This is a genomic window from Arachidicoccus terrestris, assembly GCF_020042345.1.
Lineage (GTDB): Bacteria > Bacteroidota > Bacteroidia > Chitinophagales > Chitinophagaceae > Arachidicoccus > Arachidicoccus terrestris.
Genome location: NZ_CP083387.1, coordinates 813,564 through 836,351 on the forward strand (window position 1 = coordinate 813,564; position 22,788 = coordinate 836,351).

At 45.3% G+C, this 22,788-nt stretch carries 13 protein-coding genes and 1 tRNA gene; 7 read left to right on the forward strand and 7 right to left on the reverse strand.

The genetic code is table 11. The annotated features are described in order from the left end of the window. The first annotated feature begins 97 nt into the window (after positions 1–97). The 3 genes from K9M52_RS03235 to K9M52_RS03245 all read left to right on the forward strand — a co-directional run bounded on the left by K9M52_RS03235 (position 98) and on the right by K9M52_RS03245 (position 6,800). Entirely contained in the window at positions 98–2,509 is a 2,412-nt protein-coding gene (locus K9M52_RS03235) for an outer membrane beta-barrel family protein (protein ID WP_224070633.1), read from the forward strand. An 87-nt stretch (positions 2,510–2,596) separates the two neighbouring features. Continuing rightward, on the forward strand, positions 2,597–5,356 hold the full coding sequence (locus K9M52_RS03240; protein ID WP_224070634.1) for an outer membrane beta-barrel protein: 2,760 nt from the start codon (positions 2,597–2,599) through the stop codon (positions 5,354–5,356). A 211-nt stretch (positions 5,357–5,567) separates the two neighbouring features. Continuing rightward, on the forward strand, positions 5,568–6,800 hold the full coding sequence (locus K9M52_RS03245) for a TlpA disulfide reductase family protein (RefSeq protein ID WP_224070635.1): 1,233 nt from the start codon (positions 5,568–5,570) through the stop codon (positions 6,798–6,800). A gap of 118 nt (positions 6,801–6,918) precedes the next feature. On the opposite strand, the gene K9M52_RS03250 is transcribed toward K9M52_RS03245, so the two are convergent. Both K9M52_RS03250 and K9M52_RS03255 read right to left on the reverse strand, forming a co-directional pair. Then, positions 6,919–9,090, reverse strand: a complete 2,172-nt coding sequence (locus K9M52_RS03250) for a DUF2075 domain-containing protein (protein ID WP_224070636.1) — start codon at positions 9,088–9,090, stop codon at positions 6,919–6,921. Continuing rightward, on the reverse strand, positions 9,087–9,416 hold the full coding sequence (locus tag K9M52_RS03255) for a nucleotide pyrophosphohydrolase (RefSeq protein ID WP_224070637.1): 330 nt from the start codon (positions 9,414–9,416) through the stop codon (positions 9,087–9,089). The genes K9M52_RS03250 and K9M52_RS03255 overlap by 4 nt, the downstream gene beginning before the upstream one ends. 255 nt (positions 9,417–9,671) lie before the next feature. On the opposite strand from K9M52_RS03255, the gene K9M52_RS03260 reads away from it, so the two are divergent. Next, the gene (locus K9M52_RS03260) at positions 9,672–10,946 is read left to right on the forward strand and encodes an exonuclease SbcCD subunit D (RefSeq protein WP_224070638.1); all 1,275 of its coding nucleotides are present in this window, start codon (positions 9,672–9,674) and stop codon (positions 10,944–10,946) included. Beyond that, a complete protein-coding gene (locus K9M52_RS03265) occupies positions 10,943–14,446 on the forward strand; it encodes an AAA family ATPase (protein WP_224070639.1) in 3,504 nt (1,167 codons plus the stop codon). Before K9M52_RS03260 ends, K9M52_RS03265 begins: the two co-directional genes overlap by 4 nt. A gap of 156 nt (positions 14,447–14,602) precedes the next feature. Here the strand turns inward: K9M52_RS03265 and K9M52_RS03270 are convergent, their stop codons facing one another. Beyond that, positions 14,603–15,946, reverse strand: a complete 1,344-nt coding sequence (locus K9M52_RS03270; protein ID WP_224068328.1) for a transposase — start codon at positions 15,944–15,946, stop codon at positions 14,603–14,605. 489 nt (positions 15,947–16,435) lie between these two features. Further along, positions 16,436–18,124 carry an arylsulfatase gene (locus K9M52_RS03275; protein ID WP_224070640.1) on the reverse strand — a complete coding sequence of 563 codons (1,689 nt, stop codon included), beginning with the start codon at positions 18,122–18,124 and terminating at the stop codon, positions 16,436–16,438. Between the two features lie 288 nt (positions 18,125–18,412). Between K9M52_RS03275 and K9M52_RS03280 the strand changes: the two genes are divergently transcribed. Beyond that, positions 18,413–18,895: a DinB family protein gene (locus K9M52_RS03280; protein WP_224070641.1), complete on the forward strand. Its 483-nt coding sequence runs from the start codon at positions 18,413–18,415 to the stop codon at positions 18,893–18,895. Between the two features lie 335 nt (positions 18,896–19,230). Continuing rightward, positions 19,231–19,686, forward strand: a complete 456-nt coding sequence (locus K9M52_RS03285) for a hypothetical protein (protein ID WP_224070642.1) — start codon at positions 19,231–19,233, stop codon at positions 19,684–19,686. Positions 19,687–19,905: 219 nt separating this feature from the next. Here K9M52_RS03285 and K9M52_RS03290 read toward each other — a convergent pair. From K9M52_RS03290 to rpsO, 3 genes are all read right to left on the reverse strand, one after another. Beyond that, positions 19,906–19,976: transfer RNA gene (locus tag K9M52_RS03290), tRNA-Gln, on the reverse strand. Positions 19,977–20,114: 138 nt separating this feature from the next. After that, entirely contained in the window at positions 20,115–22,340 is a 2,226-nt protein-coding gene (gene pnp, locus K9M52_RS03295) for a polyribonucleotide nucleotidyltransferase (RefSeq protein ID WP_224070643.1), read from the reverse strand. Positions 22,341–22,515: 175 nt separating this feature from the next. Beyond that, complete coding sequence (gene rpsO / locus K9M52_RS03300) at positions 22,516–22,788, reverse strand: 30S ribosomal protein S15 (RefSeq protein WP_091394360.1); 273 nt, start codon at positions 22,786–22,788, stop codon at positions 22,516–22,518.

Here is a 22,788-nt window from a genome sequence, read left to right on the forward strand (position 1 = left end):
GCGTATTATTTAAATGTTAAAGATATTTTATCAGTCTAATCCATTCAAAGGTTTTAGATTTGAAGTTTTATCATCATATTCGAATTTATTCATATTCATGACTGTTTTTACACGTTCCTTTTTTACCGTTTTAAGCCTTTTATTCATACAGCATCTTTCAACAGCACAGGTCTCTCTTAGCGGCCACATACTTGACAACCATCAACAGGAGGTCTCAGATGCCAGTATAAGGATTCAATACATGGCGGATACGACAGTCAAAAAAGGCCAGAATAGTCATCAGGGATCATTTCATTTTACAGCACTCCAAAAAGGGTTGTACGAACTGAAGATTTCAAAGACAGGATATGTCCCCACAGCAATATACATTCAATTAAGCGGCGATTCCACACTGACGGTAGCGTTACAGCCCTACACAGAAGAATTAAGTGCGGTAACTGTTACCGGCAGGAAAAAAGCCATCGAGCAAAAACCGGACAGAATCATCTTCAATGTTTCCGGCAGTGTTACAGCGCAGGGCGGCAATGCGCTCACAGCGCTTTCCAAGATACCTGGCGTAAAGATCAGTGGCAGCGACATTGGCCTGGCCGGCAAAGGATCGGTAAAGATCATGGTGGATAATAAAATGATGGACATCAGTGATAAGAACCTGACCAACTATCTGGCATCTTATGCAGCCAGAGACATCGAAAAAATTGAAGTGATCACCAGCCCGGGGGCCAATTATGACGCGGCGGGCAGCGCCGGCATCATTCACATCATCACCAAAACGGGAAAGCAGGATGGCTGGAGCGGGGCTGTCCAGGGAACGTATGGCCGGCAAAACACCTACAATAATGTCAACCTGAACGGCTCTGTCAATTATAAAAAAGATAAATGGAACGCTTTTGCCAATTTCAATTTAAAGCGCTCCAAGGAACTCATGGGCTGGATCATCGGCGTACAGTATCCGGATCACCACTGGTCACTTAATGACACGGGGATATACCGCATAGATGATTATACAGCGACCACCGGTCTGGGCTATCAGATCAGTAAAAACAGTCAGCTGCAGCTCAGCTACCATTTTGGATATAGAGAAGAGGGCCGTAACTTAAACGGTCATGATGACGTCAAAAATTATATTACCGACAATGCCTCCGGCCGGACGGACTCCGTGATCAGAAGCTACGCCGTCTATAACCCGATCGCCAAAACAAACGCCTTAAACCTGCATTACAATACTAAACTGGACAGCAAGGGAACAACGCTGAGTGCGGATGCAGACTACTTTAATTTTTTTCGGACAGACTATTCTAATTTTAAAGGATATACGCAGATTCCGGATCTGCAGTCTCCTGAGTCTAACATTTCACTTTTCTACAATACCGCCAAGCAAAATATCCTGATCTATACTGCCAAAGCAGACCTGACCCTGCCAACAGGCTTCGCTACCTGGATGATCGGGGCCAAACTCAGTAATATCAATATTTATAGTGATGCACTGTATTATAACGTCCTTACAGGAAACAAGGTCTATGACAGCAGTAAAAGCAATATCTACGAATACACAGAGAATACGCAGGCCGCCTATATACAGGGGTCTAAAAAATGGTCGGCCTTTACCCTAAACGCAGGCGTTCGCGCGGAATATACCACTGTTAAGGGCCATTCTATTTCTCTGGGCAAAACCGATAAAAGCAGCTATATAAAATTCTATCCTTCCGTCTCCTTCTCCTATGCGCCGGACGGTAAAAATAATCTGTGGCTGGAGTACAACAAGCGGATCAACCGCCCAACTTTCTGGACACTGAACCCCTACCGCTCTCTACTCACGGCTTTTGCCTATTATGACGGCAACCCGGCCCTCAAACCGGAATATACCAGCCAGCTCGAAGTCGGTCACAGTTATAAGCAACTACTCTATTCTTCTTTGTACTACCGGCATACCAATAATGGGTTCGACAACCTGACCATCGGGTCAATGGATACGACTTTGGTTTACCGTACGCCCCTGAACTTTCTAACGACCTCCACCTGGGGCATCCAGGAAAGAGTCAACCTGCAACCCGCTCATTGGTGGGAGGCTGCACTGCAGTTTAACCTCTATTATACCAATAGTAAGTCTGATCTGGATTATGTAGAAGATCTGGAAGGCGGGGGACAATACTTATCTATGGGCAATACGTTTTATTTAAATAAACAAAAGACCTTTAGCGGCGCCGTTAACTTCTGGTGTCAGTTCCCGGAAGTAGATCATATCGGTACCACCAATACGTATAACGCTTTAGATCTGGGCCTGCTCTATACCACACCTGATAAAAAATGGACCCTGGGACTTAACGCAACGGATATCTTCAAGAACAGTGCCCCTACTTACTACACCAAAGTCAATGGGCTTCAGCAGAGCTACGAACATTTTCAGCTGAACAGATCAGTGGTGTTCTCGGTGACCTATCAGTTCGGCAGCCGTCCTAAAGCAGGAACAGACCGCCAGACCGGCAATGAAGAAGAACGAAGCAGACTATAATAACTGATGTTCTCCGTAACAGCTATAACATATATTTATCATTTACAGCCTGTTATAAGGTAAAATGGTTCGCACAATTTTCTTAAATTGTGGAATCGTTATACCAATACCCGTCAGCAGTTGAGAAAAAAACTATTTTACTTATGTTGTAGCGCCGTATTTGTCTTTTGTGGTTTAACGGCAGCACATGCCCAGAAAACCGATGTCGCATTTAAAGTCGTTAATAAAGTAGATAACAAACCCCTTGAGAAAGCCTCTGTTATCCTGATCCGGGACCGGGACTCTTCCTTTCTTGGATTCGGGATCACGGACACCGCGGGAAAGTACCGGTTCGACAACTTAAAACTAAAGAGCGGCACCAGCTTTGTCGTGTCATCACTGGGCTTTATCCCGGTAAATATACCTGTCAGACATACGGACTCCAGCCTCATCCATAGGTTTGTCGCGCTCACGCCGGACACGAATCTGCTCTCCGAAGTCATCGTTCAGTCTGCCGCGGCTGTCCGCATGAAAGGTGATACACTGGAATACAATACGGAATTTTTCAAGACCATGCCCAACGCGGTTGTTGAAGAATTGCTCAAAAAGCTGCCGGGCATTGAATTCAGGGATAAAGATGAAATATATGCAGACGGCCAGCGGGTCAGTAAGATCACGGTAGATGGTAAAGAGTTTTTCAGCAGCAACCCTAAAGTGCTGCTCAAGAATCTACCCGCTGACCTGATCAAAAAAGTGCAGATCGTTGATGAGAAAAATACAGTTGCCACCGAAACCAGGGAGAAGCAGGATATTCCGAAAGTCATCAACCTGAAGCTGAAAAAAGCCGTCCGCCAGGGTATCCTGGGAAAGGTCTTCGGCGGGTATGGAACCGATAAAAGATATGAAACGGGTGGCCTCGTCAATCTTTTCAGGGACACGCTGCAGGTAAGCCTGATCGGCACCTCCAATAACCAAAGCAGTGAAGGTTTTACCATGCAGGACCTCAATGAGATCGGCGGCTTCGGGCGGTCAGGAGGCATGGGGGGCCAAAGTGGCTATAACCTGGGAGGATACGGATCTTCAGGAATCCCTAAAAAATCACTGGCCGGTACGAACATCAACTATAATTTCACCAAGGATATTCAGCTAAATGTTCAATATTTTTACAAGAACGATCATATCCGCAATGAATTTAGCCGCGTAATAGATCAGATACTGGGGGACACGGCAAGGCACATTGTCTCAAACGGCAGAACCGAACATCTTTCAAAGTCCCACCAGATCCATGCGGGATTTACCTGGAAGCAAGACAGCACTGGATATCTGAGATATAATTTTGACTGGAACCGAAACATCGATAACAATTTTAACAGCAATATCTCCAGTACAAGTACAACAAATATTGACCTCCTGAATACGGCTTCAGGCTTAGACAACAGTCATTCGACGCAAAACAATCTCAATACTAATATCAGTTATAACAAAACCTTTACCAAGTCAAAGATTGACATTAACCTGGATGGAAGTTACGCACACGGACTCAACGCCGCCGACAATTATGTCGACAACATTACCACCCAATACGTAAAGGGATATATACCTGATTCTATCCTACGGCATGAATTAAGCCACCTGCCCACTACCAATTACCATTTCGGGGCCTCGATACATAAAACGATCAACAAAAAACATATGGTCATGATGGGAGCCAGTTACAATAATGACCTGGGCCATAGTGGCAATGATGTCTATCAGCGTCTATCGCTACTGGACGATTACACCTATACGCCTGGGCAGTCCATAAAATTCAGCAATGAGAACGGGCACTTCAATTCAGATATTGCCTACCGGTTCCAGGATGCCAAATCTAGGTTCAACTTTAAAGCGGGCGCTAAATACGAGCGGTACAACCTAACCAACACATACTCTGATGCGAGCATCGGTGTACAAAAGAAAAACTATAATTTCTTTTCTCCTGATCTCAGCATCAATTATAAAACTGTCGGCATCTCCTTTTCAAGATCCATGCAGCCTCCTTCCAGCTATTTCCTGTCTCCCGTAACGGACAGTTCCAGCAATTTGTATTTTCAGACAGGCAATCCGGATTTATCACCGGCAACCACGAGTAATTTATCTTTCCATTTTAATAAATACTGGACAAAAAAGCAGTTTTCCGTTTACAGCAACATCTCCCAGCGTTGGAGTAATAACAATATCATCGGTAAAAGCGATATCGATGAACAGGGCATCACCAGATCCACCTTCGTTAATTTTGGTCATGGCTCCAATACTTCTGTCAATCTGGGCATCAATAAGGGCTATCACAAAAAAGACTATAATCTCGGCACGGGACTGAATGTATTTGCCATGCAAAACAAAACGCCGCTCTATCTCAACGCAAAGGCGACACAAACCACTAACCAGAATATTTTCATCAATATCCATGCGAATGGTTCCTATAAGGAAATCATCCAGCTAAATGGCGGATGGAACATTAACTTCAACAACAGTTCCAGCGAGGATAAAACATATAAGGCTAACAAAAACCATAGTTTCACCACCTATTTCAATATTAAATGGAAACCCACGCACCGCCTGATATTCCAATGGAATAACCGGCTGAACTCCCAGTCAAATCCCAATCCGGGTCAGAGAACAAAATGGTATTTCAGTGATGCTTCTCTGGCCTATAGCTTTTTCAAGAAAGAAAATGTGGAGTTCAGGCTAAGCGCTTACGATATTTTCAATCAAAACAAGGGCAGCTATCAATACATCTTTCAAAACTACATATACAACACGCAGGATCTTGTTCAGAAAAGATATTTCATGCTGACGGTCTCCTATAAATTCAAAAAGATCGGCAATTAGCCCATCAGAGCGTTTCCTATAACCTCAGACTAGCCTAAGTGACAAACAGCAGTTTATTCTGACAAAACAGACGCTGATCTGCGAGCTAATGAGCCGTGTTATAGGATAAATATCCTATCTTTAGTGATGAAGACCTATGCAGCGCCCTTCACCTATGGTCATAAAATGCAGCAATTTCTTAGGGTTTTATCAGGAAAACAAAAATCAACCCATGTATTACTCCGTAATAAAAAAGCAAAACAGCTTCATCCGGTTAGTTTTACCGGCCGCTTTTTCTTTACTCCTTGTCACTAGCGGCAAAACAGCGGCCGGCCAGTCCGGTAAACGGCACAGCTACCGGATTGAAGGCAGCACCAACGCCCTGGACAGCGGTAAGATTACACTTTATACCGTCAATCTATCTGACAATATCAAAACGGCAATTGATAGTACAGGCATTGAAGATGGCCGCTTTACCTTTACAGGTTCCATCGATTCTGTCCGCATGGCACTGGCCATCATGCAGCCCGGGAACATTCAGTTTGAATTTCTGCTTGAAAATAACCGGCTCAGAGTAGAGGCTGATTCAACCGAAATGCAGTATTTTAAATCCGCTAAGACAGGATCGGTTACGGCCCGTTATATCCACAACGTCAGTGAAACGGGGTCACCCGATTTTCAGGATATTCATCGTTTCAGGAAGGCCGTGCTCAGCATGCGCAGTAAGGCGATGGCGATTTTTAAATTAATGAATGGCGCTAAGGATGATGCCGGTCTGCAAAAGGTGTACCAGGCCCGGTTAGATTCACTCAGAGAAGTATCCCTTACGCAAATGCGCCAGAGGTTGAGCGAATATATTACGGCCCATCCAAGTACCGTAGCAGGCCCCTATATGCTATGGTTTTATAAAAATGGAACGAACGATATGAGCTATGAGACGTTACAAAAATATCTGGTCCAGTTTACAGGCGAAGCGACAATGACACCATATTACGCGGATCTCACAAAGGAGATCAGCTTTCATAAAAAACTGCAGCAAGGTGTAATGGCGCCTGATTTTACACTGTTAAAGCCCGACAGCGCCAGCTTTACCCTATCTAAGATGCAGGGGAAATATATCTTGCTGGATTTTTGGGCCAGCTGGTGCGGCCCTTGCAGGGCCGCGATTCCGCATTGGAAAAGCATATATAAAAAATATAAAGATAGAGGCTTTGAAATCATAAGTATCGCCTCTGATCGCGAGCGGAGCGACTGGATGAAGGCTTTAAGCGCTGAAGGGATGCCCTGGATACAGGTATGTGATGAGTTCCCGTCGCAGGACTCCCCTTCCAGTATCAGTTCACTTTATCTTGTCAGCCTGATTCCCAGATATTTTTTATTGGATAAAGAAAGAAAGATCCTTGTGACCGGAACGGAAAGCACGGCCCAAATTGATCAAAAATTAAAAGAGATATTCGGTGAATAAAATGATCTGAAACCCCGCATTACCTGCCTGCAAAAGCATCACCACCACTTAATCCGGACAGCAGAATTCCATGCCGATCTCTAGAAACCGGTTTGTTGTTATCTGTTACGATCAGTAATTAATCCAAATCAGATGTTTTCCATCCATTTTTATCTTCTGTAAAGGGCTGCCCCAGCAATCTTTCAAAACGCGTCACCACAGTCCGCACGCCACCATCCTCGTCTTTGATTCGCAGGGAAATAAAACGGGAAGCCTGCAGCCCAGCCGGCTGCCAGGACTGTTTTTCATACAAAGCAGGCTTTTCCGCTACCTGCCTGGTATCCGTTGGCGCGCCATACTCGTCGGATAAATAATTACTTTCAGCCTCGAGTTCCTCATATACGATACGCAGTAAGGCAATGGGCGTTTCCGACAACTTTTCTTGCGTGCGCACCTGACAGGCGATCAAAGAGGCTGCGTCTGCAGCCATAGATGCGCCGTCCATATCTATTTCCGATCTGGCCACCTCTACTAACGCATCACTTTCGAGACTCAATTGAATCAATGGAACCTTTACATTATATTTACCCTTATAATTGGCATCATATCTGTCAATATAACGGGCAAAATACGCCCTTAACGCCGGGTCAGCTACATATATGAAAGCCCCTTCGATACCCCGCAGGATAAGCGTACTATAAATATGCTGAATATACTTATGCAATTCCTTTGGATCTTTGATACCAGTCTTACCGGTTCTGTCATGGTACTTGCCTTTTATTACTTCAATAAGTCCCGTATGGGTATTATAAGTAATCTCAGGACCGAAGATAACGCCTGTGTAATTAAGGTCATACCCCTGCACCGTGTGAATACAGCCTACTTCTTTTTCGCAGCCCTGACGGTATATCCAGTTACTGCTGGAGCTGTTCCATCTTAACAGAACACCGTCCAGATCAATATCAAATGCAGCCTTATCCTTTTTGGACACCCAGTGCCAGGCGTAACCGGCGACTATCCTGCTAAGGCCAAAGGCAGTTTCCCTTTTATCCAATTCCCTGATCAGATCCTCCAGCCGGTCGAACAGCAAGAATTCGTATTCTTTAAACCTGATGGGTTTCAGCTTCTGGGTCTCAGTAAGATCAATCTGCAATAATCCATTCAAAAAACGAACCAGTTTTTCCCCTCCTTTAGAACGGAGCTGCGATTTAAGCTTAAGTCGCAGGGTCGAATCAGCGGCAAAAATCTGATCAAATTCTGATGCCCGGACATCCGAGGGCCTGACGCTCTGCCTGGCGTCATAAAACAAAATAGCCTTGTCAGATTGTTTCGTAATCCACTGCAGTTCGGAGGTTGTATATGGATCCAGCCCTAACCGCCTACTGTTATCATCAAAGTTTTTATATAGTGCGCCTAAAGCAACTCTACGCCTGAGCCGGTGTGCTTCGTCAACCAGTAAGATATCATAATGTTGTTTGGCTACATCACTTGGGCTTAAGACCATAGACTTTTTCAGTCCTTTCACCTGAGCAAATATGTTCTTCACAGTTTCTCTAAATGAGGCCATGGGAACAACAAGCCCCATTTTTAAGTCAGGGAATCGTAGTTTGGCCGCCTTTACCAATTCAATAATTTCATTATCTTCTGCTCCTAATTCTGCAAACCTAAAGGTCTCCAGATCTGTATTAAGCAGTTTAAAAAGAAATATGGCTAGTACGCTTTTTCCGGTTCCTGCACCTCCACTGACCATAATAAGTTTCTTGTCTGCCATAACCAGAGCGGACAGGATCTCCTTTAAAGACATCACCTGATCAGCACTGAGTGCCTTGTATGGAGAATACTTGAAAAGGTCGGAATTATCAATTTCCCGCAGTGTACGCTGCACAATCTTCATTTTCCTCAGCTCATCCCAGATCCCTTCGAATAATCCTTCATAAAGTTCTTTTTGCTGAAAATAACGATGATTGGCGATACCGACATTCCCATTGATCAATTTATAACTTTCATCTGCCGACATGTAGCGGATCAGGCTGGATTCAATATCCAGCGTCGCCGATTTATTGAACTTATCACTGGAGATCAGAAGCGCGTCAGATAACAGCTGTTTGCGTTCATTCTTCAGATGCGCTTTCATCCGCTCCGGAGCATCTGTCGTCTCTCCTATATATGCCTGCTTTGACGCGTCATCTTTCAGAATATATACAAGCGGCCATAGGCTGTTTTCATAGAACTCCTGGGAACGGCTGATCGCATCAACCACAGCGCCGTCAAATGCATATTTATTGATGGTGAAAGGTGCTTTTGCACTCATAATTCGTTATATTTTTTGGCAGATCCTTTAGCCTTCTCCACAGGATACTTCTCATTATTGAGCCGTAGTTTATCTTCTACGATCTGCGTAATATCCAGGCCCTGCTTATCGGCTAACAGCAAGGCATACATCAGCACATCCGCCAATTCTTCACGAACTTTTTGGGGATCGGCACTTTCTGCATCTTTCCAGAGAAATACCTCGAGCAGCTCAGCGGCCTCAATAGAAAGAGCAAGCGCGAGATCCTTGGCGTTATGGAACTGCGCCCAGTCTCTGTCGTCTCTGAACTGCCTGATCTTTGCTTTAAGCGCCTCCGTTTCTTTCATGTGTTAACGTTTAATTCTTATGCAGTCTGCTTTAACTCATTGCAATTTAGGCAATTTTCCTAAAAAACCGGGGAATAAGGCGCTCAAACCAATAGCTTGCTTCCTTTTTGTAAGATAGCAGAAAGGCCTGCGGTCTGTGTGTAATTATCTTACGGCTTCAGAACAAATTTGCGGGATTCTTTCTACATTTACCGGGCGGCAAAATAGCCTTTCCGGTAACCGCGAAGCGTTAAAATTTATCCATTCAGAGCCGTTATGAAGGTATTACATACAGCAGACTGGCATATTGGCCAACTTTTCTATGAGTATGACAGAACTTATGAACATGAGCAGTTCCTGGCCTGGCTCACAGAAATTCTATGTGCGGAAAAGATCGACTTACTGTTAATTTCCGGGGATGTCTTTGATATCTCCAACCCTTCCGCGCAGTCCATACGGCTGTTCTATACTTTTCTGAACAATGCCACCAGAAAATGCCCTGACCTGCAGGTGATTATTACGGCGGGCAACCATGATTCTGCCTCCCGCCTGGAAGCGCCGCGGCCCTTACTGGAATCATCCCGGATTCATATAGTAGGCACCATCGAAAAAGATTCTTCGGGCCGGATCAATTACGATAAGATCTCCATTCCCATCACCGCAGCCGATGGAACGATCACCGGCTGGTGCCTTGCAGCGCCTTATCTTAGGGTAGGCGATTACCCCGCAGTGGACAGAACCGACAAAGAACTGCTACAAAACTATACATACGCAGCGGGCGTAACTGCATTTTATAAAGAGGCTTATCAGCATCTGTCGCAGAAAAAAACAGCCGATCAGTTTATAATTGCCCTGGGGCACCTGCATGCCGCCCAGGCAGAGATCACCGATATGGACAGCGCAGAACGGGCCATTATGGGCGGCATAGAATGTGTCCCGGCCGACGCCTTTCACCGGGATCTGCTGTATGTGGCATTGGGCCATATCCATAAGGCACAGCGAATAGGCGGAAAAGAGCATATCCGGTATTCAGGCAGTCCTCTGCCGCTGTCCTTCTCTGAACTCCAGTATAAACACCAGGTACTTTGTTTTGAACTGGATCAGACGGGCATCCACGACCTCCGGTCCATTGAAGTGCCCGTCAGTGTTCCGCTGCTCAGGATACCGAAAAAGCATGCGCCTTTGCCCGAAGTACTCAGAGCGCTGGAAGCGCTGCCGGAGGGACCGGAACCATCCGATAGCCCTTATGCTCCTTTTCTGGAAATCAGAATATTAATGGATGAACCCAGGCCGGGCTTGCGATTTCAGGTAGAAAAAGCGTTGGAAGGCAAGCATGTCCGGCTGGCTAAAATAGATGTCCGCTATCCCTCAAAACAGGGCAATGGAAAGGGCAACCCGGGCGATATTGAAAATAATCTCGGTGAATTAACACCGCAGGCCGTCTTTAACCGGCTCTATGAAGAGCAGTTTCAGACGGCCCCACCGGCCAATCTGATCAGATTATTTAACCGGGCAGCCCGGGAAGTCGCGCATAAAGAAGACCCATCATGAAGATCCTACAAATTAAGATAAATAACCTGGCCTCCCTTGAGGGGGAGACGACTATAGACTTTACCAGTGAACCGCTGGCCTCCGCTGGTATATTTGCAATTACCGGCCCGACCGGTGCCGGTAAGTCCACCATACTGGATGCACTATGCCTGGCGCTGTATGCCCGCACGCCCCGTTATGTCCAGGCAGGCGCCAGCAGGGGAATTGAACTGCAGGACAGCTCCGGCGACACAATCCATCAGGGAGACCCCCGGGCGATTCTCAGAGACGGAACTGCCGAGGGAAGTGCCTCCGTCATATTTATGGGCATTGATGGGGATCATTACGAAGCGACCTGGAGTGTCAGAAGAGCCCGTCTTAAAATAACCGGGAAACTGGGCGCCTACAACCATTCATTATTTAATATTACCCGGCAAAAGGATATTCCCGGCACCAAAACAGTTATCCAGAAAGAAATAGAAAGACTGGTCGGTCTCAATTTTGATCAATTCACCCGAAGTGTACTGTTGGCGCAGGGTGATTTTACAGCTTTCATGAAAGCAAATAAAGAGGAAAAATCTGCTCTGCTGGAAAAACTGACCGGTTCTCAGATCTATTCAGAGATATCCAAGAATATATATGAACATTACAAAGTCGAAGAAGAGGCGTTAAAAGCCCTTCGCGCTAAAGCGGAAAATATTGATATACTGACAGAAGAACAAAGAACGCTTATAGAAGAAGAGATCGTTCTCTATCAAAATCAGATCCATGACCAGTCGGAAGAAAAAACGCTAACCGATAAGGCCGTCAGCTGGCACCGGCAAAAAGCGGATCTTGAAGCAAAAAAGCAAGAAGCGCTTCAACTCTATGATACAGCAACTTCAGCAGCAGCCGCTCTTTCTGACACCAAAACTCAGCTCGACCAGGCATTAGAGGTTAGGCCTTTAAAGGCGGTTCAGGAAGGCCTGTTGGAAGAGCAGGCTTTGTTAAAGGAAATTTCTCAGACCAGGGAAGAACTTGATAAAAAACTACAGACGTTAACGGACCAGAAAACAAAAGCCACGACTACGTATCAGACGCTGGCAGTCCAAAAAAATGAACATGAAAAAGCATTAAAGGAAGCTAAACCTTCACTTTTGCAGGCCAGCCTCCTGGACTCCAGGATATACGCGGCGAAGGAACAAATGACATCGTTCCAGAGAGTACTTGCAGCGTCCTTGCAAGCAAAGGAAGAGCTAGCAAAGCAACAGAAAGCCGTACAGGCAAAATTAGAGACGCATGAAACCTCCTTACAATCTGCCGTGGAATGGATCCGGCAGCGTCAGGACCGCAGCAAAATTGCAGAACATACAGAACTCATCACAGGCAGACTGGAAGAAGCAAAGGAACTCGGCAGACGTTGTAGTGAACATAAAGAAGCTATTACCAGTGGCACCCGGGAAATAGAACGGCAGGGCCAGCAACTTATAGCCTTAAATAACCAACTCACTGAGACAGAGAAAGAGTATGAGGAAAACATAAGGTTACTCCGGGAGGTACAACAACAGTTAATGCAGGCAAATGGCGATGCCTTGGAAGAAGAACTGTCAATGGTGCAAAATAAAGAAAGAGCACTGGACAGAGCCCAGGGTCAATTTGAACTATTTGACAGGTCCCTTAAAGACCACGAAGAAGCCCAACAAAAGGTATCCGGCAATCGCCAGTTGATACAAACCTTAACCGCACAGGCAGCAGAGATCCAACCCAAGGTCGCAGCGCTGGAGATCCAGGTAAAAACGACCCGTGATCTGATTGCCAAAGCCTCTTTACGCCATGCTGAAAATATTCAACAGCTAAGAGCCAGTCTTCATCCGGGAGATCCGTGTCCTGTGTGCGGCAGCACAGCACATCCCTACAGCACAGATGCGCATACGGATCTGGGGGACCAACTCGTTGATGCCCTCAAAGATGAGCTTGATGCCGCAGAAAAAGCATTTGCCGCTACCCACTTACAATATACACAAATAGAAGCCGAAAACAGCCTGAGGCAGAAACAGCAGCAGCTACTCGAAGAAACCGCAGAAAATAAACAGGCCGCTTACCAAAATGCAGAAAAACAGTGGAGCGCTACGACCTTCTCTTCCCAGTTAAAGGAAAAGTCAGCTGCAGAAATCAATCAGTGGCTGAGCCGTTCGTTGGCAACACACAGAGAGGCCTTAGAAAGCCTGCAAGCTAGAAAGGCCTCAGTCCGAAAACTTTTGCAAGAGCAGGAAAGACTGCAACAAACAACAGATAAGCAACGAGTCGGATTGCAAAAACTTAAAGACACGCAAAAAGACCTTCAATCCGGCATACATTTAAAAACACAGCTTTTGTCTGCTGGTAAGACTGCATTACAGGAGGCACTAGATCAACTGCAGGCTATACAAAGCAGCTTAAACCCCTATTTTTCCTCCACAGACTGGTTCAGCAACTGGGAGGCAGCACCAGATACATTCATGGATGCCATCCAAAAATTTGCGGCTGACTGGAAAACGAAACAACAAGCGTCAGAAAATCTCAGCCGGCAGGTGGATCAGTTCAAAATAGAAAGCCAGGGCTTTGACCGTCAATTAGAAGCCCTGACCAAGCAGCTGCGACAGCAAGAGCAGACCGTCACCCAACAGGAGCATTTACTGGAAGGACTGCTGGAGGAACGTAAAAAGCTCTTTGACGGACAGTCTGTTGCGGAGGCAGAAAAGCAGCTACAGGACGCGGTTGAAACGGCCGCGCAGCAGGCAGAGACTGCCAGATCACAGGCAGAAAATCTGGAAAAAGAGTGGACGAAGTGCCATTTTGAAAAAGGGGTTTTGGAAAACAATTATCAACAGGCAGCCGCAAAACACCAACAGCTGGATCAGAAAATAACAGACTGGATCAGTCACTATAATATCAAAAAGAAAAATGCGCCGTTAAAAAGAGCGCAGGTAGAAACGCTGCTTGGTTTCTCCGACCAGTGGATCCAGCAATGTCAGGAGAAAATAAAACAGTCAGACAGCGAGGTGCAGGACGTCAAAGCCAGGCTGGAAGAGCGGGAACGAGATTTAAAAAAGCATTTATCGACCGCTGGCGATCTTAAAACATTAGAAGAACTTCTAGCCTTACAGGCAGCGCAGGCGAGCTCCCTGGAACAGCTACAAAAGGACCTCCTGGAGCGTCAGTTCAGACTGGAAAACAATCAAAAAAATATACAAAAACTCGGCGGCTTTCAAAAAGAGATCGACGGCCAGCAAAAAATATTTGACGAGTGGGCTGCGCTAAACAGCCTCATCGGCTCCAAGGAAGGCCGTAAGTTCAGAGAGATTGCCCAGCAATATACACTAGACCTGCTACTGCAATATGCCAACCAGCATCTGTATGTACTCAGCAAAAGATATATGCTTTCCAGGATACAGGATTCACTGGGCATACAGGTGATCGATCAGGATATGGCCGATGAAATTAGATCCGTATATTCCCTTTCCGGTGGCGAATCCTTTCTGGTATCTCGGGTGTTCCTGTAAACACCCAAAGGAGTTGTTACATATTAAATATTAAACTAATAAATCCTCTCTTTTTTCTGTAAAAAGGAATTAAAGAGAGGCTTTTTTGTGGATGGGACATAGCAAGGCCATTAGACCTGTTATTTAGTCCGGTTGGATAAGGTAAGCGTGCCAATTCTAGGCCGCTGTGCTTTTAATCTGTGCGGCCGCCTGTTGCATTCTTTTGCTGATAATGGATGCGTTTGCTGTAAGGATGCCAAAGAAGATCCAGCAGGTCTCGGTAGACTGGTTCCTGGCTTTGATTTTATTTAAATGATAGTGGTTTTTCTCATTGCCAAAACTTCCTTCCAGGACCGTGCCCCTTTGACGGTTCAGCGCTGCCCGCATCGTTTTAGATTGTTCAACCAAAGCAGGCTTCTGCCTTCCTTTAGGAATAAAATTAGTGGTGATATTGTTTTGACGGCAATACTTTCTGTTGGTATTAGTGGCATAAATAGCATCGGCACTATGATGCGTGCACTTCCCAAAAAGTTTACGGTGCAGATAAATCGTATCCACCAGCTGTGTGCCTTCATTGAAGGCATCATAACTCAGCCGTTGGATAAAACTGATGCCGTCTACCTGTAACTTGTTGACCTTGGCTCCGAACTCTACAGCTTTTATTTCTTTGCCCCGGATAATGGGACGGATGTAGGGCTTGCTGATCGATACGATCCGGTCTTTGATCTGTGGGTTCCTATCCCCAAAAGCTTTGTTATGCTGTTGCTCGTATAGGGTACGTATCGTCTTCAGGCGGGTGGCTTTCCGCTTGCTGATATGAGTTCCGGGGCGGGCCTGCAATTCATCGTTAAGCTGCAGCAGGCGGTACAAAAAACCTAAGAGCTGCTTACGCAGTTTACGTTCCTTACGCCTGCTCTTTTTCCTGCAGCGCTGGTAGTTCAGGAACAGGGTTTTATGTTTCTCGTAGTTACTGCGGCTCTTACGTAATTTCAACTGTTTTCTAAAGAGTTGATTCAACGCATATACTTCCTTACAGGCACCCCACAGCAATTTGCAGTCAGTGGGATGGGATATATAGGATTCATAACACGTGGCGTCCTCAAAGCTGAAGGCTGTATCTTTTATCCAGGGCTTCCAGTAACCCGCCAGGCACTGCTGCATGGCATCCATATCCAGGTATTGCCCAATATAACTGCGCCACCAGCTGGGAAGATTGGAATCCTTAATTCTCTCACCGGGCCTGAGCCGGATGCCACAAAATAGCTGCATGCACCAGTCAGTATTAATACGATCGATCAGCATCCGGTCACTGACGCCCATAACGTGCTTAAGGATCATCAGTCCAATACCTCCGCTGACATCAAACCAGCTCTTGCGTCCCTGGCCGGTAATAAGACCCCGGGGACTCGGAATTGTAGCGGATAACTGCTCAAAAGGGATGGCTTTATAAAGAATTCCTAAATCTGTTTGGCTAAAATGCTTATCCAGAAGATTCTCGTGAAAAAAAAGTAGATTTGTCATGGATTATAAAAAAAGTTATGCCCTACTTTGAACACTTTTTGTGCCAAAGCAGGGCAATTTTGTTATAATCCACACCCTGAAACTCAATGGGGATAACTATTACAGCTTTTCAGGAACACCCTATCTCTGGCACTGGCACTTGGCCTGGCCTCCTTATCTTCTCACCGGTTAAAAGTAGAATCTTTATTTATCGATGAAGGTTTTGGATCCCTGGACCCCGCTACCCTGTCAGTTGCGATGGATGCCTTGGAAAGACTGCAGGATCAGGGCCGAAAAGTCGGTGTCATTTCCCACGTCCAGGAGATGACAGAAAGGATTGCCGTACAGATCAATGTACATAAAAGTTCCAGCGGCAAAAGCTCAATCTCTGTGCTGTCTTTATCGTAATACAAAAACAGGCGCTAAAAATCAAGGCAGGAAGTGTCCATACCTATCTCACCCTGATGATCCTCTACAGCCTGCTGTTCTTATTTGTATTATGTTATTCGTTTACGGTTTGGGAAATACCTGGGCTCTATGGGCCCAGGCATCCCACATTTTCCTAAGCCTTTCTACCATATCAGGATGTAGCGTTGCCAGGTCTTTTGTTTCTGTTTCATCATTTTTCATGTCGTACAGATGCCATTGTTTTTCACTGGCCTTTTTTACGAGTTTCCAATTCTCGGAGCGGACATACCGGTTTCCAAAGTGTTCATTAAACAAGGGTTTCTGTCTGTCGGTAGCCTGTCCTTTAAAAACAGGCAGCAGGCTCTCCCCTTCCATGGGTGTTATGGCATGTCCATTAAACTGTCTGGGATAGTCAGCCTTTGCAATATCCACAAAGGTGGCCATAAAATCCATGACATGGCTTAAATGATGATTAAAGCTACCTTTTTTCGCCTTGATACCTTTCGGCCAATATACCACCATAGGTGTTCTTATTCCGCCTTCATACGACATGGCTTTCCAATATTGATAAGGCGTATTGGCAACATTTGCCCAGTGTGGTCCAATGGACGAATAAGTCGTTTCGGGCCCGGGCAGGGTCTGCTTATTTTTAGCATAGATAATCTTGCGGCCATCTCTTGTTTCGGAAGGCCTGTCAAAGCCAGGCCCCATGTTGGCACAATACTCAGGGCTGGCGCCATTATCACTCAAAAATATGATGATCGTATTATCCAGTTCGCCCGTTTGCCTGAGGGTACGAATAATTCTGCCGATCCCCTGATCCATACAATCAATCATCGCCGCATGTACCGCCATCGCTCTGGCATCCCATGAGGAATCCGCATTATTTACCCATTGCAAAGAGTCCTGCCACCTGGTTGGCAAAGGCGTATTTTTAGGATCAACGATACCCATTGCTACCATTCTCCTATATCTGGCGTTTCTGATGCTGTCCCAACCGACCTTATAGGTGTCTTTATACTTAGCGATGTCCTCCGGTTTAGCCATCAGCGGCCAGTGTGCTGCATTTTCGGCAACATAGAGAAAAAAAGGCTGACCTGTCTGGCTCATTTGGCGGATAAAGGCCGCCGCCGTATCGTTAATCGCGTCAGTATGATAATACCCTTTGGGGACTTCTTTTATTGCGGTACTGTCATGTACCAGGCTGAACGGGTCGAAATGGTCCACGACGCCCCATATCGTTCCAAAAAACCTTTCAAAGCCACGCCGGATCGGATATTGTGCTAAAGGAGAAAATAGTGGATGAAAGGCCTGATGATTCAGCCACGCCAGTTGCTGTTCTCTGGTGGACTGCGTATTTGTATTGGACACATGCCATTTACCGGACATCGCCGTCTGATAGCCGGCGCTTTTAAGTACTTCGGCAATTGTCACCGTGTTTTCTGTCAGGTAACCTCTATAGCCGGGCTGATGCTGATCAGTGGTCATCTCTCCTATACCTGCCTGTTCATTGTATAGTCCGGTCAGTAATGACGCTCTTGTCGGGCAACAACGGGAGGTATTGTAAAAATCAGTGAACCGGACACCGTTTTGAGCCAGCCAGTCTATATTCGGCGTGTGAATTTCTCCACCAAAACAACCCGGGTCCGAATAACCCATATCATCGGCCAGGATAATGATAATATTGGGGCGTTTATCTTTATCATTACCAGCCACAGCTCTGAAGCTGCTAAGCATTGTCCCTAATAATAATGCGGAAGCCGCAACAGCCAGCATCTTATTTTTCATCATTTTTCTAATATTGAAAATCGAACAATCTTGAAATAGAAGCTCCTCAACATTCATCATCCGCGCAACAAACATCCCCTGCAATCGCCTTCTCCAACGGATCAAAAAAGAACAGCTCTGTAAATATAAGTCTTTGTCGCAGGAAGGAAAAAGCAGTAACGGTTCGTTAACAAGCTAAGGTATATTCAGTAAGCCTGTGAGTGAATCTCTCCGATAAAAAATCGGAGCCAGCAAACCTAAGCACTTTTTTTGTACTTTAGAGTGTCTAAACGAACTTTAAAAACGATCGCCATGAAAGAAGCTGCCACCTGTTTACAACGCCAGTATGATCTGATAAGGGGCTCAAGAGCGAGGCTATTGAATTATTGCCAGACGATTTCAAATGAAGACTTTCTCAACGAAAATAGTTCGTTCGGACTGGGCGGCAGCATTCGCAATTTACTCGTACATATTGTCAATACTTACCAGTCCTGGATCATAAAGCGTGCACTCCAAAAGAACATTGATTTTACTGAGTATTCGGCTGTAAAGACAAACGAAGAAGCTGAGACCCTGTTTCGTTTTATAGACGAGGAAGTGATGACATTTATAGAAAAATACGAGATGACACTGTTTGAAAAAATCCGGCTGGATGTCAGGGGAACGATAAAACCGCTGTCCCCCTTTGAGCTTTTTACACACGTGACAACACATGAATTTCATCACAAGGGACAAATCCTATCCCTGAGCAGACATTTAGGTTATACACCGGTAGATACCGACATCATTCAATAGTCTGTTCAAAAAAGCATTTCCGGTAAACACGTAACAGATAGGTAAAATTGAATTATCATCCTTCTGATAAACGGACATACCTGTTGAAGATTGCTTCGGGTTTGAGAATATCGCCGAAAAACCAGTCCTTCCAGATTGGTGCCTTTTTCAAAAACAGGTAATTCTCGCTGTTGCGTTTTACTTTAAAGCTACGTTATGATTTATATAATGCCTGCTGGGCGGAGAGATACCCAAAAATTTGTGAGGTTGATTACATTACGGTGTACCCTATTTTAAAATAATAAAAGCGCATTTTACTTTAAAATAATTATTTGACCTCTAACTACTTACGTCTTATGAAACGATCTTACCTTTCTCATGTATGTTTTACTTTTGGGTCATTTTTGGCTTTAGTGTTCTTTTTTTCTGTTGGTGGATGTAAAAAAGAAGCCCGGAAGGATTGTGGATGCGGAAGCACCGTTATTACCAGTGTCTCGAATAAAAGTGGATCACTTTTCAGGACAATTTTGAATAATAAGACCACTTGGAAAATCCATGTTAGTCAGCCTGAAGAAGTAATTCCTTATTATACAGGCATAATCTGCAATACCAAAGCCGTAGAGGAGCTGATCACAAAAGAGGGATTGGAGGACAAAGTAGCATCCCCAGATATGGAGCCGATTGCGATTGTCTTTTCCGGAGATTTATTCAAGCGCTGTTCTGTTAAAGATGACCACATCTTTACACTTCTTGCCACCTATAGTTTTGACGTGCGTTTGGATACCCTGTCGCTGGCTCCCGCCACTCAATAGCTAAAATTCTTCAGGTTTTGATTGCTAAATCAGGCTATGCCGTTTCCAGACTGAGAGGCATTCTTTTAAAATAAAACACCCCGTTAGACTGAAATATTATTCAGTTGCTGGGTGTTTTATTTTTAATTCTGTTTTCCGGCTGGACTTTGCGTTGATCCTGGACTATCTTTCTCCGGCGCTCAATGGCATAAAAAAAGAGACTTCAAGTCTCTTTTTTTGTTGCCCGACCAGGATTCGAACCTAGACAAACGGCACCAAAAACCGTCGTACTACCATTATACTATCGGGCAATTGCCCCTTTTGGGAGTGCAAATATAAACGGCATTTTTTGTACCGCCAAATTATTTACAATAGAAATATTTTCATCAAAAAAGGCCATGTTTACTGCGTCTGACAGCGAACATGGCCTTTGTCGACAGGATTAAATCCTAGTCGTTTCTATGATTTCTGTCACCGTTTCTTGAGTGCTGTCCATCTCTTCTGTCGGGACGGTCCCTTCTTTCCGGACGGTCAGAACGCTCAGGGCGTTCGGACATGCCTTCAGGTCGGGGCTGAAGCGCCTTGTGACTTAATTTATATTTACCGGTCTTCGGGTCTACAGCGATCAGTTTTACCTGGACTTTTTCGCCATCCTGGAAGACACCTTCCATAGATTCAAGGCGTTTCCAGCTGATTTCACTGATATGCAGCAAACCTTCTTTCTTAGGCAGGAATTCAACAAACGCACCGAACTCTTTTACACCTTTGACAGTACCTTCGTAAACTGTTCCTACTTCAGGTACAGCAATGATACCTTTGATCACTTCCAGTGCTCTGTTCACACCATCCTTATCATTAGAGAAGATGCTAACCTCACCTTTATCATTTACTTCTTCAATATTGATCGTGGTACCCGTTTCTTTCTGTAATTCCTGAATGACTTTACCGCCTGGTCCGATCACCGCACCGATAAATTCCTTATCGATGATAATCTTCACCATTCTCGGTGCATGAGGCTTCACATCGTCATGGGCTTTCTCAATACAGTTATACATCGCATCCAGAATATGCAGTCTGCCGGCTTTTGCCTGCAGTAACGCTTCACGCATAACGTCCATGCTCAGGCCGTCTACTTTGATATCCATCTGAACACCGCAAATGCCGTCTCTTGTACCTGTTACTTTGAAATCCATATCTCCCAGATGATCTTCATCACCTAAGATATCGGAAAGAATGGCGTATTTTCCATCTTCTCTTGTGATCAGTCCCATCGCGATACCGCCCACATGTTTGGGAACAGGAACACCTGCATCCATCAGTGCCAGAGAACCCGCACAAACTGTAGCCATGGAAGAAGAACCGTTAGATTCCAGAATATCACTGATAATACGGATTGTATAAGGATAATCACCCGTTGGGATCATCTGTTTCAGGCTACGCATCGCCAGGTTACCATGACCCACTTCTCTTCTGCCCGGACCACGCATAGGCCTGGTTTCGCCGGTAGAGAATGGAGGGAAATTATAATGTAAATAAAATTTAGAGTAATTTGAGGTAGCAGCTGTTTCAATCAGCAACTCATCCAGCGGTGTACCCAGCGTAACGGTAGAAAGAGACTGGGTTTCTCCTCTGGTGAACAGGGCAGAACCGTGTGGGGTTGGCAATGGGTCAATTTCCATAGCCAGGGGGCGGACTTCATCCAGCTGACGGCCATCCAGACGGATACGCTCATCAAGCATCATATTACGCACCAGCTCCCATTGCAGGTCTTCATAGTATTTTTTTGCCAGTTTGACGGTCAGCTCTTCAGCGTCTTCTCCCAGGCTTTCCACCAGTGCATCTTTTAATGCTTTGAAAGCTTCACTTCTTTCATGCTTGGCCGTTTTACCACGGGAGATTTCATTGATCTTATCGGTCGCAAATGCGGCAACTTTTGCTTTCAGTGCTTCGTCCTGTTCCGGCTTGGTGTATTCTCTTTTACCAGTAATGCCTTTCAGTTCACGCAGTTTTTCCTGCGCTTTGATCTGAACGCGGATCGCTTCATGTGCAACGCCTAATGCCTCAATCAGATCTTCTTCGCTGCATTCTTTGCTTTCCCCTTCCACCATCATCAGGTTTTTCTCCGTAGCGGCGATAATCAGGTTTACATCTGCGTTCTCAACGGCAGAGCGGCTTGGGTTTACGACGAATTTACCATCGATACGTGCCACACGTACTTCAGAGATAATTTCTTTTACCGGAATATCAGAAACGGCCAGCGCCGCAGAGGCAGCCAGACAGGCCAGCGCGTCCGGCATGATTTGCTCATCGCTGGACACCAGTGTGATCAAAACCTGCACATCACAGAAATAGTCTTCCGGAAACAAAGGTCTCAATGCACGGTCAACCAGGCGGCTGATCAGGATCTCATAATCGTTCAGGCGCCCTTCTCTTTTGAAAAAAGAGCCTGGAATACGACCAGCAGATGCAAATTTTTCTTGGTAATCAACGCTTAATGGAAAAAAGGACTGCCCTTCTCTGGGCTCTTGGCTAGCAACGACGGTAGCCAGAATGATATTGTTTCCCTGGCGGATTGTAACGGCGCCATCGGCCTGTCTGGCCAGTTTGCCTGTTTCAATGAACACCTCGCGGCCTTCTCCCAGGTCAAATGAAACACTTAGTGGTTGTGTTAACATAAATATTTTTTTGAATTTGTAAGGGAGTCGTGCCTGTAATATAAAGGTGGGAACTCGAATTTAGCACGTAGAATCTCCTATACGGGTTGACTGAATAACAGTGCGCTACAAAAAACTATTCCCAACTAACATGAAACTGTACGTTGGGAATAGCCAGTGTAGATCACTATATAAATTATTTTCTCAATCCTAACTGCTCAATGAGCGTACGGTAACCTTGTAAATTGTGTTTCTGCATGTAAGCAAGCAGACGTTTACGCTGGCCAACCATTTTCATTAAACCACGCTGAGAGGAGAAATCTTTTTTGTTTTCTTTCAGGTGAGCGGAAATTCCCAGAATGCGCTCAGTTAAAAGGGCTACCTGGCCTTCGATAGAGCCGGAGTTAGCGGCGTTTCCACCGTATTTAGCAAAGATTGCTGCTGTTTTTTCTTTTGTTAAATAAGACAT

Coding starts and splice junctions, on each gene's coding strand:
- K9M52_RS03260 (WP_224070638.1), top strand. CDS start 9,672: ATGAAGGTATTACATACAGCAGACTGGCATATTGGCCAACTTTTCTAT.
- rpsO (WP_091394360.1), bottom strand. CDS start 22,788: ATGTCTTATTTAACAAAAGAAAAAACAGCAGCAATCTTTGCTAAATAC.
- K9M52_RS03250 (WP_224070636.1), bottom strand. CDS start 9,090: ATGAGTGCAAAAGCACCTTTCACCATCAATAAATATGCATTTGACGGC.
- pnp (WP_224070643.1), bottom strand. CDS start 22,340: ATGTTAACACAACCACTAAGTGTTTCATTTGACCTGGGAGAAGGCCGC.
- K9M52_RS03255 (WP_224070637.1), bottom strand. CDS start 9,416: ATGAAAGAAACGGAGGCGCTTAAAGCAAAGATCAGGCAGTTCAGAGAC.
- K9M52_RS03270 (WP_224068328.1), bottom strand. CDS start 15,946: ATGACAAATCTACTTTTTTTTCACGAGAATCTTCTGGATAAGCATTTT.
- K9M52_RS03285 (WP_224070642.1), top strand. CDS start 19,231: ATGAAACGATCTTACCTTTCTCATGTATGTTTTACTTTTGGGTCATTT.
- K9M52_RS03275 (WP_224070640.1), bottom strand. CDS start 18,124: ATGATGAAAAATAAGATGCTGGCTGTTGCGGCTTCCGCATTATTATTA.
- K9M52_RS03265 (WP_224070639.1), top strand. CDS start 10,943: ATGAAGATCCTACAAATTAAGATAAATAACCTGGCCTCCCTTGAGGGG.
- K9M52_RS03280 (WP_224070641.1), top strand. CDS start 18,413: ATGAAAGAAGCTGCCACCTGTTTACAACGCCAGTATGATCTGATAAGG.
- K9M52_RS03245 (WP_224070635.1), top strand. CDS start 5,568: ATGTATTACTCCGTAATAAAAAAGCAAAACAGCTTCATCCGGTTAGTT.
- K9M52_RS03235 (WP_224070633.1), top strand. CDS start 98: ATGACTGTTTTTACACGTTCCTTTTTTACCGTTTTAAGCCTTTTATTC.